General features: G+C 75.1%; 2 protein-coding genes. Both read left to right on the forward strand.

Features of this window, described 5'->3' with window-relative positions:
• Nucleotides 1-777: 777 nt before the first annotated feature.
• Nucleotides 778-8,097, forward strand: coding sequence for a type I polyketide synthase (locus A8713_RS33635; protein WP_159393118.1), 7,320 nt, complete (start codon nt 778-780; stop codon nt 8,095-8,097).
• A 127-nt stretch (nt 8,098-8,224) separates the two neighbouring features.
• Entirely contained in the window at nt 8,225-15,862 is a 7,638-nt protein-coding gene (locus tag A8713_RS34745) for a beta-ketoacyl synthase N-terminal-like domain-containing protein (protein ID WP_064535668.1), read from the forward strand.
• The last annotated feature ends 164 nt before the right edge of the window (nt 15,863-16,026 follow it).

The following is a 16,026-nucleotide window of genomic DNA, read 5'->3' on the forward strand; positions in this document are numbered from 1 at the left end:
CGGGCGCGGGTGACGGCGGGGGAGCGGGACCGGTACCGCCGCCCCGGCCTTCCCCGGCTCCTCCCGGGCCGCCACCGGCCGCCCGGGATCCGAGGGGCCACGAGGGGCCACCGACCGGGACGCCGGTCACGGGCACCACGGACCACGAGACCACGGGCCACCGCCTACGGGCCCCGGGACGGTCACCGGGACCGGTCGCGAGACCGGTCACCGGGAACCGTACGAGGCCCGGCCTCAGGCCCCCGACGGCGCCGGTCGCCCCGGCCCGCGAGTGCGGTCGCCGGGCCGGGACGACCGGCCGCCACCCCGAACCGTCCGCCCGCCGGGCACCGGCCCCGCCCCCGGCGGGCGGACCACCGCCGCCGCCCGGCGGACGGGCGGAGCCACCGCCCCGCCCTCCGGCAGCCGGATCCGCGACAGCCGGACCCCGGGGGCCGGACGCCCGACCCGACCGCCCAGGCGGCCGGGCCGCAGCCCGTCCGGCCGTCGGCCACCCGTCCGTCCGCCGGCCCCGCCGACGTACCGCCCGATCGCCAGAGCACCTGAGCACCTGAGCACCTGAGCAACCGTCCGTCCATCGGGGCCACGCCCCTCGTCCGGTCCGTCCGCTCACCGGGACCGGCCCGTCCGTTCGCTCACCGGGGCCACGGGTCCGTCCCGTCCGGCCACCGAGCCGCGAGGGCGGTCACGCGGCCACCGGACCGCACCGCACCGCCACCGACCGACCGCCCGCCGCTCCCGACCTCCCTGTTCGCTCCAGATCCAGAGAGACTCGCCGTGAACTCTTCGCAGGAATCCGACCTCGACCGTCGGCTCGCCCGGGAACCCATCGCCATCGTCGGCCTCTCCGCGCTCTTCCCCAAGTCCAGCAATCTGCGGGAGTTCTGGTCGAACGTCGTCTCGGCCGCCGACTGCATCGACGACGTCCCCGCCGACCACTGGGACGTCGACGAGCACTACGACCCGGACCCGACCGTGCCGGACAAGACGTACGCCCGGCGCGGCGGCTTCATCCCGGACACGCCGTTCAACCCGCTGGAGTTCGGGCTGCCGCCCAACACGCTGGAGGTCACCGACGTCCTCCAGCTGCTCAGCCTGGTGGTCGCCCGCGACCTGCTGAAGGACGCCGGAGCCGACCAGGGCTGGTACGACAAGGCGCGCACCGGAGTCGTGCTCGGCATCACCGGCGCCAACCAGCTCACCCAGCCGCTCACCGCCCGCCTCCAGAGCGGTGTGCTCAAGGAGGTCGTGCGCAGCTGCGGCCTGTCCCAGCGGGACGCCGAGGAGATCGTCGCCAAGTTCCGCCTGGCCTACGCCCCGTGGGAGGAGAACTCCTTCCCCGGCATGCTCGGCAACGTCGTCGCGGGACGCATCGCCAACCGGCTCGACCTCGGCGGCATCAACATGACGATCGACGCCGCCTGCGCCAGCTCCCTGGGCGCCGTCCGCTCCGCGGTCAGCGAACTGGTCGAGCGGCGCGCCGACACCATGCTCGTGGGCGGCTGCGACGCCGAGAACACGATCTTCATGTACCTGTGCTTCAGCAAGACCCCGGCGCTGTCGAAGTCCGGGAACATCCGCCCGTTCGACAAGAACGCCGACGGCACCCTCATCGGCGAGGGCATCGGCATGCTCGCGCTGCGCCGCCTCTCCGACGCCGAGCGCGACGGCAACAAGATCTACGCCGTGCTGCGCGGCATCGGCACCTCCAGCGACGGCCGCTTCAAGTCCATCTACGCCCCCCGCAAGGAGGGCCAGATGGTCGCGCTGCGCCGCGCCTACGAGGACGCCGACTGCTCGCCGTCCAGCATCGAGCTGTTCGAGGCGCACGGCACCGGCACCGCCGTCGGCGACGCCACCGAGCTGAGCGCGCTGTCCGCGGTCGTCTCCGAGTCCACCGAGGACCGCCGCTACGCGGCCCTGGGCAGCATCAAGTCGCAGATCGGGCACACCAAGGCGGCGGCCGGCGCGGCCGGCATGATCAAGCTGTCGCTCGCCCTGCACCACAAGGTGCTGCCGCCCACCATCAACGTGGACGAGCCCAACCCGGCCATCGACTTCACCTCGGGCCCGGTCTACGTCAACACCGAGGCACGGCCCTGGATCCGCACCCCGGAGCGGCCCAAGCGCCGCGCCGCGCTCTCCTCGTTCGGCTTCGGCGGCACCAACTTCCACGTGGTCATGGAGGAGTACGGCGACGGCGAGGACCTGCGCGTCTCCTACCCGGTCGCGGCCGTGCACCTGTGGCACGCGCCCGACACCGCACAGCTCACCGAGGCGCTGGCCTCCGGCGCGCCCGCCACCGGCGGCCCGGCCCCCGAGGGCCACGCCCGCGTCGCGTTCGTCGCCCGCACCGCCGGGGAACTGGCCGACCTGCGCGCCCTCGCCCTCGGCGAACTGCGCGCCCGCCCCGACGCCGACACCTGGTCCCACCCCAAGGGCGTGTACTTCCGCCGCTCGGCCGCCGCCCAGGGCAAGGTCGCCGCGCTCTTCGCCGGACAGGGCAGCCAGTACGTCAACCCCGGCCGGACCGCCGTGATGGCGCTGCCGCCGCTGCGCGCCGCCTTCGACGCCGCCAACCGCCACTTCGAGGGCGCCGAGCCGCTGTCCCGCGTCGCCTTCCCGCCGCCCGCCTTCGGCGAGGAGGAGCGCACCGCGCAGGAGAGCGCGCTGCGGGCCACCGCGTACGCCCAGCCGGCCATCGGTGCGCTGTCCGCCGGGCAGTTCACCTACCTCAGCGAACTCGGCTTCCGCGCCGAGGGCTTCCTCGGCCACAGCTTCGGCGAGCTGACCGCGCTGTGGGCCGCGGGCGCCCTCACCGACGAGGCGTTCCACGCGCTGGCCCGCGCCCGCGGCAGGGCGATGGCCCCGCCCGCCGACGCCGGTGCCGACACCGGCGCCATGGCCGCCCTGTCCGTCTCCGAGGCGCAGGTCACCGAACTCATCGCCGGACGCGACGGCGTGGTGGTCTGCAACCGCAACGCCCCCGACCAGATCGTCGTCGGCGGCCCCACCGCCGAGATCGACCGCCTCGTCGCCGACGCCCGCGACGCCGGGCTGCGTGCCAGCAGGCTGCCCGTCTCCGCCGCGTTCCACACCCCCTTCGTCGGCCACGCCCTGGACGCCTTCCGCGCCGACCTGGAGCGCTACGAGGTGACCGCGCCCCGGGGCACGGTCCTCGCCGACACCGCGGGCGCCGCGTACGGCGACGACGTCGCCGCCAACCGCGCGGTCCTCGCCGAACAGCTCATCAACCCGGTGGACTTCGCCACCCGCGTCGAGGAGCTGTACGAGGCCGGGCACCGGGTGTTCGTGGAGTTCGGGCCCAAGAACGTGCTCACCCAGCTCGTGCGGCGCATCCTCGGCGACCGCGAGCACACCGCCATCGCCCTGGACGGCGGACCCGGCCGCGACGCGGACGTCGCCCTCAAGCAGGCCGTCGCCCAGCTCGCCGTGCACGGACTGCCCCTCGCGACGGCCGACCGCTATGTCGAGCCGGTGGCCGAGCAGGCCCCCGCCAAGGGCATGTCCATCCTGCTCAACGGCATCAACTACGTCTCGCCGGAGCGGAAGGCGAAGTACCGGGACGCCATCGAGAACGGCTACCGGATCGCCGTACCGACCCTGCCCGGCACCGCCGTGAACGGCACCGGCGGGACCGGCACCGCTCACGGCGACGGTGCCGGCGGCACGGGCCGCGGCGCCGCCGCCGGACCGGGCGCCGCTCCCGCGCACACCCCGGCCGCGCCCACCCGCCTGCCCGCCCCGGCGCCCGCGCCGGTCCCGGCCGCCGCGCCCGTCCCCGCCGGAGTGACCTCCTCCGCCGCGGTGGCCGTGCGCACGCCGGGCCAGGTGGCCCCGGCCGCCGCGTCCGTCGCCGCGGCGCCCGCCCCGACCCCCGCTCCCGCCTCTGCTCCCACCGTCATGGAGACAGCTCACGTGGACAGTGACCGCCTGGCCGATCTCGTGGCCGACCATCTCGCCCTGCACGACGACTATCTGAACAGCCAGTTGCAGAGCGCCGAGCGCCTGACCGGCCTCCTGGAGCGCGCCGCCGAACAGGGCAGGCTCGGACAGGTCCTGCCCGGGATCAACGCCGTCAAGGAGCACGGCCTCGACATCGGCCGCAGCCACCTGCGCGCCAACGAGATCCTGCGCGACCTGGCCGGCCTGGAGCTGGGCACCGCCGCCCCGGCCACGGCGCCCCGCCCGGTCCCGGCCCAGCCCGCCGCCCCGCGCGTCACCGCCGCCCAGCCGGCCGCGCAGCCCGCGCTGCCCAGCCCGGCCCCCGCCGTCGCGGCGCCCGCCCCGGCCCCGCAGGCCCTGGCCACCGCCCCGGCCGGCAGCCCGGCCCCCGCGCCCGCCGCCCGTCCGCTGCCCGCCGCCCCGGCCCCGGCCGCCGCACCCGCGCCCGCCCCGGCCCCCGCCGCGCCCGCCCCGGCCCCCGCCGCGCCCGTCGCGGACACCGCCGCTGTCGAGGGCGCGCTGCTGGAGGTGGTCGGTCAGAAGACGGGTTACCCGGCGGACATGCTCGAACTGGACATGGATGTCGAGGCGGATCTGGGGATCGACTCGATCAAGCGGGTCGAGATCATGGGTGTGATGCAGGAGCGGTTCGGCGGCGGTGTCGCGGCCGGTCCGGAGCAGTTGGCCGAGCTGCGCACGCTGCGTGACATCGTCGACTTCATGGCCTCCTCGTCGGCCTCGGCTCCCGCCCCGCAGGCGCCCGCCGCCGCGGCCCCGGCCGCCGCCTCCGCTCCGGCGGTGGACGCCGCCGCCGTGGAGGCCGCGCTGCTGGAGGTGGTCGGTCAGAAGACGGGTTACCCGGCGGACATGCTCGAACTGGACATGGATGTCGAGGCGGATCTGGGGATCGACTCGATCAAGCGGGTCGAGATCATGGGTGTGATGCAGGAGCGGTTCGGCGGCGGTGTCGCGGCCGGTCCGGAGCAGTTGGCCGAGCTGCGCACGCTGCGTGACATCGTCGACTTCATGGCCTCCTCGGCGTCGTCCTCCGCCGCGCCCGCCCCGCAGGCGCCCGCCGCCCCGGCTCCGGCCGCCGCGTCCGCTCCGGTGGCCGACGCCGCTGCCGTCGAGGGCGCGCTGCTGGAGGTCGTGGGCCAGAAGACGGGTTACCCGGCGGACATGCTGGATCTCGACATGGATGTCGAGGCGGATCTGGGGATCGACTCGATCAAGCGGGTCGAGATCATGGGTGTGATGCAGGAGCGGTTCGGCGGCGGAGTGGCCGCCGGTCCGGAGCAGTTGGCCGAGCTGCGCACGCTGCGTGACATCGTCGACTTCATGGCCTCCTCGGCGTCGTCCTCCGCCGCGCCCGCCCCGCAGGCGCCCGCCGCCCCGGCTCCGGCCGCCGCGTCCGCTCCGGTGGCCGACGCCGCTGCCGTCGAGGGCGCGCTGCTGGAGGTCGTGGGCCAGAAGACGGGTTACCCGGCGGACATGCTGGATCTCGACATGGATGTCGAGGCGGATCTGGGGATCGACTCGATCAAGCGGGTCGAGATCATGGGCGTGATGCAGGAGCGGTTCGGCAGCGGAGTGGCCGCCGGTCCGGAGCAGCTCGCCGAGCTGCGTACCCTGCGTGACATCGTCGACTTCATGTCCGGCGCCCAGAGCGGCACCACCGCCGCGGAAGGAGCCGCCGCCTCCGCCCCTTTCGGCGGTGAGTCCGAGGCCACCGGCGGCCCACGCGGCGGCATCGGCCGCGCGCAGGCCGCGCTGGTCGAACTGCCCGTGCCGGACCAGCTGGTCGGCGCCTACGCCAAAGGGTCCGGCGCGCTGATCGTCGACGACGGCTCCGAGCTGGCCCCCGCGGTCGCGGCCCGGCTGACCGAGTCCGGACGGCACGTGCACGTCCTGCGGCTGCCCGGAGTGCCGCAGCGCATCAGCGGCGTCAAGGACCACGCCCTGTCCGGCTGGGGCGTCACCGAGCTCGCCGAGCGGATGGAACTCATCCTCGCCGACCGGATCAGCCTGGTCATCGACCTCTCCGCCGCCCACCACGACGAGTTCGCCGACGGCACCCGCCGCCTCGCGCACACCCTCCTCGTCGCCAAGCACGCGGTGGAGGCGCTGAACACCGCCGCCGACACGGGCCGCGCCGCCTTCGTCACCGCCACCCGCCTCGACGGCGCCTTCGGCCTCACCGGCGTCACCGAGGAGCACACCCCGGCCGCCGGTGTCGCCGGCCTCGTCAAGACGCTGGCCGTGGAAGCGCCGAAGCTGTTCTGCCGGGCCGTCGACCTGGCCCCGGAGCTCACCCCGGAGACCGGCGCCGCGCTGCTGCTCGCCGAGACGCAGGACGCCGCCGCCGACCTCACCCAGGCCGGACACGACGGCACCCGCCGGGTCGGACTCGGCGTCGCCGAGGTGCCGCTGCCGCTGCACCCGCTCGCCGACATCCCGGAGGTCGGCCCCGAGGACCTGTTCGTCGTCACCGGCGGCGGACGCGGCATCACCGCCTCCTGCGTCACCGAGCTGGCCGCCCGGCACCGGCCCGGACTGCTCCTGCTCGGCCGCACCCCGCTGGAGGACGAGCCCGCCTGGGCCGAGGGCGTCGACGACACCGGGCTCAAGGCCGCCGCCGCGGCCCAGCTGAAGGCGTCGGGGGAGAAGCCCACCCCCAAGCGCGTCGAGCAGCTCTTCCGCGCCGTCACCGGCGCCCGGGAGATCCGCCGGACCCTCGCCTCGATACGCGAGGCCGGCAGCACCGCCGAGTACCTGGCCGTCGACATCACCGACGCCGCCGCCACCGCCGCCGCCCTCGCCCCGTACAAGGAGCGGGTGACCGGCCTGGTGCACGGCGCCGGGGTCCTGGCCGACCAGCTCATCGCCAACAAGAAGGCCTCCGAGATCGAGCGGGTCTTCGCGCCGAAGCTGACCGGACTGCGCGGTGTCACCGCCGCCCTGGACGCCGGACGGCTGCGCCACGTGCTGCTGTTCTCCTCGGTCGCCGGGTTCTTCGGCAACCGCGGCCAGTCCGACTACGCGATGGCCAACGAGACCCTGAACGCCTGGGCCTCCTCCTTCAAGCAGCGCCACCCCGCCGCCCGCGTCACCTCGCTGAACTGGGGCGCCTGGGACAGCGGCATGGTCTCCCCGGAGATCAAGGCGGTCTTCGAGGAGCGCGGCATCACCCTGATCCCGGTGGACACCGGAGTGAAGCTGTTCACCGAGCAGTTCGACGCCGGGCGCGCCGCCGACGTGGTGACGGTGCTCGGCCCGACGACCCCGCTGTCCGAGCCCGAGCGGCCCGCCGCCACCGGCCCGGTCACCGTCGAGCGCGGCCTGAGCACCCTCACCGCCGAGACGATCGTCACCGACCACGTCATCGGCGACGCACCGGTCCTGCCCGCCGTCGCCGCCCTGGGCTGGGCGATCGGCGCGGTCGAGCGCACCGCGGGCACCGAGGTCCGGCAGCTGCGGGACTTCGCCGTCCACAAGGGCATCGTCTTCGACGGCAGCCAGCCCGCCCGGCTCGCGCTGACCATGACGACGGCCGCCGACGGCGTCCAGGTCGACATCCGCTCCACGGACGCCAAGGGCGCCCCGCGTCCGCACTACGCGGCCGTGGCCGTCCCCGGCACCGCGCCCGCCCCGGCCACCGTCACCGGGCTGCCCGCCCTCGGCGGCGGACGCGACGCGGCCGGTTTCTACACCGACGGCACCCTCTTCCACGGTCCGGCGCTTCGCGGGGTGCGCCGGGTGCTCGCCGAGGACTCCTCGCGGCTCGTTCTCGAATGCGCCCTGCCCGAACTGCGGCCCGAGGGCGGCGCGTTCGGCGGCACCCGGTTCGCGCCCGGCACCGCCGACCTGCTCCTCCAGGCCGGTCTGGTCTGGGTCCGGCTGGTCCAGGGCACCGCGTCCCTGCCGCTCGGCGTCGGCCGGGTCGACCTGCACCACCCGCTGCCCGACGGCGAGCCGTTCCTGATCGTGGTGGAGCCCGCCGCCGGCGGCACCTCCACCACCGCGTCGCTCACCATCACGGCCTGCGCACCCGACGGAACCGTACTGACCCGCTTCGACGGCGTCCGCGTGGTCTCGGCCCCGCAGCTGGCGGCCAAGTTCATCAGCGGCTGACCTTCGCCCCGCCGCGGCGAAGCCGCACCACGCCACAGCCAGCGCAAGCGATCGGGCCGGCCCGGACGGAACCTCACCTTGCCGCCGTCCGGGCCGGCCGCCCGTCAGAAGGGACCCGAGAGCTCTCATGAGCAAGTACGCCATAGTCGGCCTCTCCTGCCTGTTCCCGGGAGCGGAGACGCCCGCCGAGTTCTGGCAGAACCTCCGCTCCGGCGCCGACAGCCGCCGCGAGGGAGGCGAGGAGGTCTTCGGCCAGCCGCCCGAGCCCCGCGACCTGGACCCCCAGCACGACATCTACTGCCGTCGCGGCGGCTTCGTCACCGACTTCGACTTCGACCCGCAGGGCTACCTGCTGGACGCCGAGCACCTCGCCGGACTCGACCGGATCTTCCACTGGTCCCTGCACGTGGCCAGGGAGGCGCTGCGCGACAGCGGACACGCCGGCCGCCCCGACATCCTGGCCCGCACCGGCCTCGTCCTCGGCAACTACTCCTTCCCCACCCCGACGTCCGCCCAGGTCAGCGTGCCCCTCGTCCAGGAGGCCGTGCTGGAGGGGCTGCGCCGGGCCGGGCACCCGGCGCTCGGCGCGCTCGCCCGCGCCGAGGACCGCATCGACCGCGAGCGGCTGCACCCCGAGGACCTGAGCGTCAGCGGCTCCCCGGCCGGGGTCGCCGCCGCCGCGCTCGGCCTCGGCGGTCCCCGCTACGCCCTCGACGCGGCCTGCTCCTCCGCGCTGTACGCGCTCAAGCTGGCCTGCGACCACCTCGCCGCCGGGCAGGCCGACGTCGTCCTCGCGGGCGGTGTCTGCGCCCCCGACCCCACCCTCATCCACCTCTCCTTCGGCGACCTCAACGCCTATCCGCGCGACGGCTTCAGCCAGCCCTTCGACGCCCGCTCCGGCGGCATCCTCACCGGGCAGGGCGCCGGCATGGTCGTCGTGAGGCGGCTGGAGGACGCGCTGCGCGACGGCGACCGCATCCACGCCGTGGTCGACGGCATCGGCCTGACCAACGACGGCAGCGGCCGCCATCTGCTCGTCCCGCAGGGCGCCGGGCAGCTCGGCTCCTACCGGCTCGCCTACGAGCAGGCCGGCATCGACCCCACCACCATCGACTACCTCGAATGCCACGCCACGGGCACGCCCATCGGGGACGCCACCGAGGCCCAGTCCGTCGCCGACTTCTTCGGCGCGGCCGGCCGGATCCCGCTGATCGGGTCCGTGAAGGGCAACATCGGCCATCTGCTCACCGTCGCCGGGCTCAGCAGCATGCTGAAGGTCGTCCTCGCCATGGGCGAGGGCCACATCCCGCCGACCATCGGCGTCGAGCAGCCCGTCCGCTCCAAGGACGGCCGGGTCGGCGAGGACGCCCTCGTCCGCACCGGCCGCGCCTGGCCCGAGGGCACCGGGCCGCGCCGGGCGGCGGTCTCCGCCTTCGGCTTCGGCGGCACCAACGCGCACGTCGTCCTCTCCCAGGCGGACCCGGCCGCCGCCGGCAGCACCGCCACCGCGCCGCCCGCCGAGACGCCCGTGCCCGCGCTCGACATCGCCGGACTCGGCGCGCACTTCGGCTCGTTCGACTCCGTCGACGCCTTCGAACGCGCCGTGCACACCGGCCGCGACGCCCTGGGCCCGCTGCCCGAGCGGCGCTGGCGCGGCCTCGACCAGACCCGCGGCGGCTCCCTCGAACACGGCGCGGGCGTCTCCCCGGACGCGCTGCCGCACGGCGCGTTCGTCGACGGGCTCGGCATCGACCCCATGGACCTGCGGATCCCGCCGGCCGACCTGCGCACCTACAACCTCCAGCACGCCCTGGCCATCAAGGTCGCCGACGAGGCGCTGCACGACGCCGGTTACAGCCGCGCCGTGCCCAAGGGCGAGTCCGCGCCCGCCGCGCGCCGCATCGCGGTCGTCGTCGGCATGGAGACGGAGCCCACCACCCATCTGCGGATCACCCGCTACGGCCTGGGCACCTTCGTGCGCCGGGAGTTCGCCCGCGCCGGCATCGAGGTCGACGAGGCGGAACTCGCCCGGCTGACCGCGGCGGGCCGGGACGCGGTGGTCGACCCGATCGTCGCCAACGAGGTGCTCAGCTACATCGGCAACGTCATGGCGAGCCGCATCTCCTCGCTGTGGAACCTGACCGGACCCTCCTTCACCGTCTCCTCCGACGGCTCCGCCACCGCCGAGGCCCTCCAGGTCGCCCGGCTGCTGCTGCTCGACCCGGGCATCGAAGCCGTCCTGGTCGGCGCCGTGGACCTGGCGGGCTCCGCCGAGAACCTGCTGCTGCGGCCCGACGTGGTCGCCGAGGCCGGGCTCACCTTCAACGAGGGCGCGGCCGGCCGCCGGATCGGCGAGGGCGCCGGGGCGATCGTCGTCACCCGGCCCGGCGAGGCCGCAGCGCCCGTGTACGCCCGCATCGACGCGGTCGCCGTACGGCACGCGCCGCCCGTGGACGGCCGGGTGCCCGAGGCCGACGCCGACACCTACGCGGCGGCGGCCGAGGCCGCCCTCGCCGAGGCCGGCATCACCGCCGACGACATCGGCTACATCGAGGCCCACGCGGGCGGCACCCCGGACCAGGACCGCGCCGAGATCGCCGGGCTGGCCCGGGTGTTCCCGGCGGCCGACGCCCCCGAGGCGCCCACGGGCCCGGTCGGCCGCACCGGCCGGGTCGCGCTCGGCAGCGCCAAGGCGCAGATCGGCGACGCCGGCTGCGCGGCGACCATGGCCGGACTCATCCGCACCGTGCTCTGCCTGCACCACGGCTATGTGCCCGGCACCAGCGGCTGGCGCCGCCCGGCCGCCGCGCTCGCCGACGACTTCGCCGCCTCCGCGCTCTACGTCCCCGACGCCTCCCGCCCCTGGCTGCGGCGCACAGCCGGATCACGCCGGTACGCGTCCGTCGGCTTCATCGGCGCGTCCGGCGCCCACGGGCACCTCACGCTCTCCGCCGAGGCCACCCGGGGCGCGCTGGTGCCCGGCGACTGGCAGCGGGCCGGCGGTCCCGTCGTCCTGCCGCTGTCCGCCGACACCTTCGACGGACTGCTCAGTGCCGTGGAGCGGCACCGCGAGCTGCTCGACGCGGGCTCCGACCCGTACGCCCTGGCCCGCGACGCGGCCCGGGAGCTGACCGGCCGCACCGTGCGGGCCGTGCTCGTCGGCCGCGACCGCGCCGAACTGAGCGCCCAGCTCGCCCTGGCCGCCCGGGACCTGCCCGCGGTGCACGCCTCGGGCGGCGAGTGGACCACCCCGGCGGGCAGCTGCTTCGCCGCCCGCCCGATCGGCCCCGAGGGCAAGGTCGCCCTGGTCTACCCGGGCGCCTTCAACTCCTACCCGGGCCTCGGCCAGGACCTGTTCCGCGCCTTCCCCGGACTGCTCGAACGCTTCGAGTCCCAGGCCGACGCGCCCGAACGCCATCTGCGGGCCGCCGCGCTCCACCCGCGCGGCCAGGCCGCCCCGGGCCGCCGGGAGCTGATGGCCCTGGAGGCCGGGCTCGGCGAGGACATCCCGTTCATGCTGGCCACCGGCACCAGCTTCGCGATCCTCTACACCGACCTGGTGCGCGACATCCTCGGCATCACCGCGCACGGCGGCTTCGGCTACAGCCTGGGCGAGTCCAGCATGCTGTTCGCCACCGGCGGCTGGCGGCCCGAGGGCCGCGACGACGCGCTGATCAGCAACACCCCCATCTTCAAGGACCGGCTGTGCGGACCGCGCCGCACGGTCCGCGAGGCATGGGGACTGCCCGAGGACACCCCGGACGCCCAGGTGTGGGCGAGCCACGTCCTGCTCACCGACGCGGACACCGTACGGGCCGCGCTGCCCCGCTACGACCGGGTGCACCTCACCCACGTCAACACGCCCGCCGAACTGGTCGTCGCCGGCGACCCGGCCCAGTGCCGCGCCCTCATCGAGGAACTGGGCTGCCCGGCCGCGCGCTCGCCCGTCAACGCGGTCATGCACTGCCCGGTGGTGGACGCCGAGTCCGAGGGCCTGGCCGGGCTCAACGACTACCCGACCGGTTCCTTCGGCGACCTCGAACTGCTCAGCGCCTACGACTACGAGGTGCTGCCCGCCCTGGACCGCGCGGAGATCGCCCGCCGCATCGCGCACACCCTGCGCTCCCCGATCGACTTCCCGCGCCTGGTGCGCGGCGCCCACGACCGCGGCTTCCGCTACTTCCTGGAGGTCGGGCCGAGCGCCACCTGCTCGCGCTGGGTCCGCGAGACCCTGGGTGAGGCGGCGCACGTCGCGGTGCCGGTCGACCGGCGCGGAGTCGCCGCCACCAAGTCGATCGCCCAGCTCGCCGCCCGGCTCACCGCCCACGGCCTGGACCTCGACCTGGCCGTGCTGCTCGGCCCGGCCGCCGAACGCGTCCCGGCCCGTCCGGCCCGCCCCGCCCGGTTCCGGGTCGGCGGCGCGGACCCGGCCCCGGCCCGGATCGCCCGCGAACTGGCCGGCGCCGCCGCGCCGCAGGTCCCGGCCGCGGTCGGCGCGACGGCCGTGCCCGGCGCGGTCTCCGTCACCTCCACGGCACCCCGCGCGGTCCCGGCCGCCGTCTCCGCCGCCCCGGCCCACGCGACGGCCCCGGCCGCTCCGGTGGGTTCGCTCACCGCTCCGGCGCCCGCCGCGCACGCCGCCCCTCCGGCCGCCGCCGCTCCCGCCGCGAGCCTCGCGGGCACCGGAACGGCCGTACCGCCGCCCGCCCCGGGCCCGGCCGGAACGGGCCCGCGCGCCGGTGCCACACCCCCGTCGGCCGCCGGGTCCGCCCCGCACGCCGCGGCCGCCGTGCCGGCCCCCGCCCCCGACCCCGTCCAGCCCGTACCGCCGGAGGACTCAGCACTCATGCCCGCAGACCCGACCCTCGCCGACGCCGAGGTCATCGCCTTCGACGGCACCCCGGTCACGTACCTGCCCTGGGCACAGCACGCGCCCGGCGGCACGTCCCCGGCCGCACCGCCGCCGCAGGAGCAGCAGCCGTCCGCCCCGGCGCCGGCCGCGCCGCAGCGGCCCGTCGCGCCGGCCGCCCCCACCGCGCACCAGGAGGGCACGGCCTCGGCCGCCGTCGCCGCCGACCTCGTACGCGAGATGCGCCGCCAGATGGTCGCCACCCACTCGGTGGTGATGGAGACCCAGCACATCCTCCAGTCGGCCACCCTCTCCCGGGTGGAGGCGTTCCTCGACGGGGACGCCGCGCGGCCGCAGCCGGTCCCCGAGGTGACCGTCCGGCAGGAGGCCCCGGCCGTGCCCGCCCCGGCGCCGCTGCCGGAACTGCCCGCCGTCCCGCCCGCGCCCGCCCCGCGGCAGACCGTCGCGCCCGCCCCCGCGCAGACCGCTCCCGCCGCTCCCGCCGAGCCCGCCCGGGAGGTCAAGGAAGGCGTCATCTGGGACGAGAAGGACCTGCTGGAGTTCGCGGTCGGCTCGGTCGCCAAGGTCTTCGGACCGGAGTTCGGCGTGATCGACGGCTACGGCAAGCGCGTCCGGCTGCCCGCGCCGCCGTACCACTTCGTCAGCCGCGTCACCGCGATCGAGGGCACCACCGGCGAGTTCAAGCCCGCCACCATCACCACCGAGTACGACGTCCCCGAGGACGCCTGGTACGCGGTGGACGGCGGGGTCCCGCCGGCCGTCACCGTCGAGGCGGGCCAGTGCGACCTGCTGCTGGTCAGCTACCTCGGCATCGACTTCCGCAACAAGGGCGAGCGCGTCTACCGGCTGCTCGACAGCACCCTGATCTTCCGCGGCAACCTGCCCCGGGTGGGCCAGACCCTGCGCTACGACATCTCCATCGACCGCTTCGTCCACCAGGGCGACACCACCCTCTTCTTCTTCAGCTACAAGTGCTACGCGGACGGCGAGCTGATCCTCGAACTCCACGACGCCTGCGCCGGGTTCTTCAGCCAGGCCGAACTGGACACCCCGCTCGGCGTGGTGATGACCGAGAAGGAGAAGGCCGCCCGCGCCGCCCTGCCCCGCGGCTACTTCAAGCCCCTCGCGTACACCGACAAGAACCACCTCACCCGCGAGGACCTGGACCTGCTCGCCCAGGGCAGGCCAGGGGACGTCTTCGGCCCCGACCACGCCCAGGACCCGGGGATCAACCCGGCGCTGCGGCTGCCCGACGAGAAGCTGCGCATGGTCGACGACGTCGTCATCGACCGCAAGGGCGGCCCGCGCGGACTCGGCACGCTCAGCGCGATCAAGAAGCTCCAGCCCGACGCCTGGTACTTCACCTGCCACTTCCCGGACGACCACGTGCTGGCCGGTTCGCTGGTCGCCGAGGGCGCCGTCCAACTCCTCCAGATCTACCTGCTCCACCAGGGCCTGCACCTCACCCTGCCCGACGCCCGCTTCCAGTGCGTCACGGACACCCCCATCGAGGTCCAGGTCCGCGGCCAGATCACCCAGGCCCACGAGGAGATCCGCTACGAGGTCGAGGTGATGGAGCTGACGCTGCTGCCGCGCGCCACCGTCATCGCCGACGTCCTGATCTACCTCGGTGACAAGCCGGTCATCCGGATGAAGAACCTCGGCCTCCAGGTCCGCGAGAAGGAGGGCTCGCCCTACCGCCCCGAGGCCGGCGGGTTCCCCGAGTTCCTCGGCCGCCGCAACCGCTCCGGCGAACCGGCGATGATCAACGAACTGCACCTGGCGCACGCCGCCAAGGGCCTGCTCGACATGGCGATGGGCCCCGAGTTCGAGGTCTACCGCGACAGCCGCGCCCCCTACATCCCCAACGGCGACTTCCAGTTCGTCGACCGCGTCATGTCCCTCAAGGGCACCCGCGGCGACCTCTCGCCCGGCTCGGAGATGGTCACCGAGTACGACTCCCCGGCCGACGCCTGGTACTACGAGCAGAACTCCCACCCGCACATGCCGAACGCCGTCTACATGGAGTCCTCCCTCCAGGCGGCGATCTTCCTCGGCTACTACCTCGGCGCCACCCTGAAGAACCCCGAGGAGCAGTACGCGATCCGCAACCTCGACGGCCGCGCCACCCTCGTCAAGGACATCGACCTGCGCGGCAAGACCATCAAGCACCACTCGAAGCTGCTGATGACCAGCGCCGTCCAGGGCGCGGTGCTGCAGAACTTCAGCTACGAACTCTCCGCCGACGGCGAGGTCTTCTACACCGGCGAGTCGCTCTTCGGCTACTTCAACGCCGCCGCCCTCGCCAACCAGGTCGGCCTGGACAACGGCCAGTACGTGGCCCCCTGGATCGAGTCCGAGAAGCCGGCCGCCGACCGCGTCCGCCGCATCGAACTCCCCGAGGGCGCGCCCGCGTTCACCGACCCGGACGGCGGCCACCTGTATCTGCCCGGCGAGAAGTTCGCCCTCGTCGACCGGGTCGACCTGGTCACCGACGGCGGCCGGCACGGGAAGGGCTATCTGCACGGAAAGCGGGCCGTCCGCCCCGACGAGTGGTACTTCGACTGCCACTTCCACCGCGACCCGGTGATGCCCGGCTCGCTCGGTGTCGAGGCCGTCCTCCAGGCGCTGCGCCTGTACGTGCTGGAGCAGAACCTCGCCGAGGGCTACGCCCGGCCCCGCTTCGCCATGGCCACCGGGGTCGAGACGTCCTGGAAGTACCGCGGCCAGATCCTGCGCCACGACAAGGAGCTCTTCTTCGACGTGCACGTCAAGGAGATCCGCCGCGAGGACGACCGCCTGCTGGTCATCGCCGACGCCGACCTGTGGAAGCCGGGCCTGCGCATCTACGAACTGACCGACGTGGCCATCGAGGTCCGCCCCACCGAGGGGTGACGCCGGGGCCCGCCGTTCGGACCCCGCCGCGGACGCGGGGTCCGGCGCGGCCGGCCGTCCGCGCGGCCGGCCGCCGGACCCCGCCCGCCCCCGCGGACACGGCGCCGCCGGGGCCCCGCCTCCCGATCCGAACGACAGGCCCCCGCCCGCACCCGCCGCTCAGC

It is taken from the genome of Streptomyces sp. SAT1 (assembly GCF_001654495.1).
GTDB lineage: Bacteria > Actinomycetota > Actinomycetes > Streptomycetales > Streptomycetaceae > Streptomyces > Streptomyces andamanensis.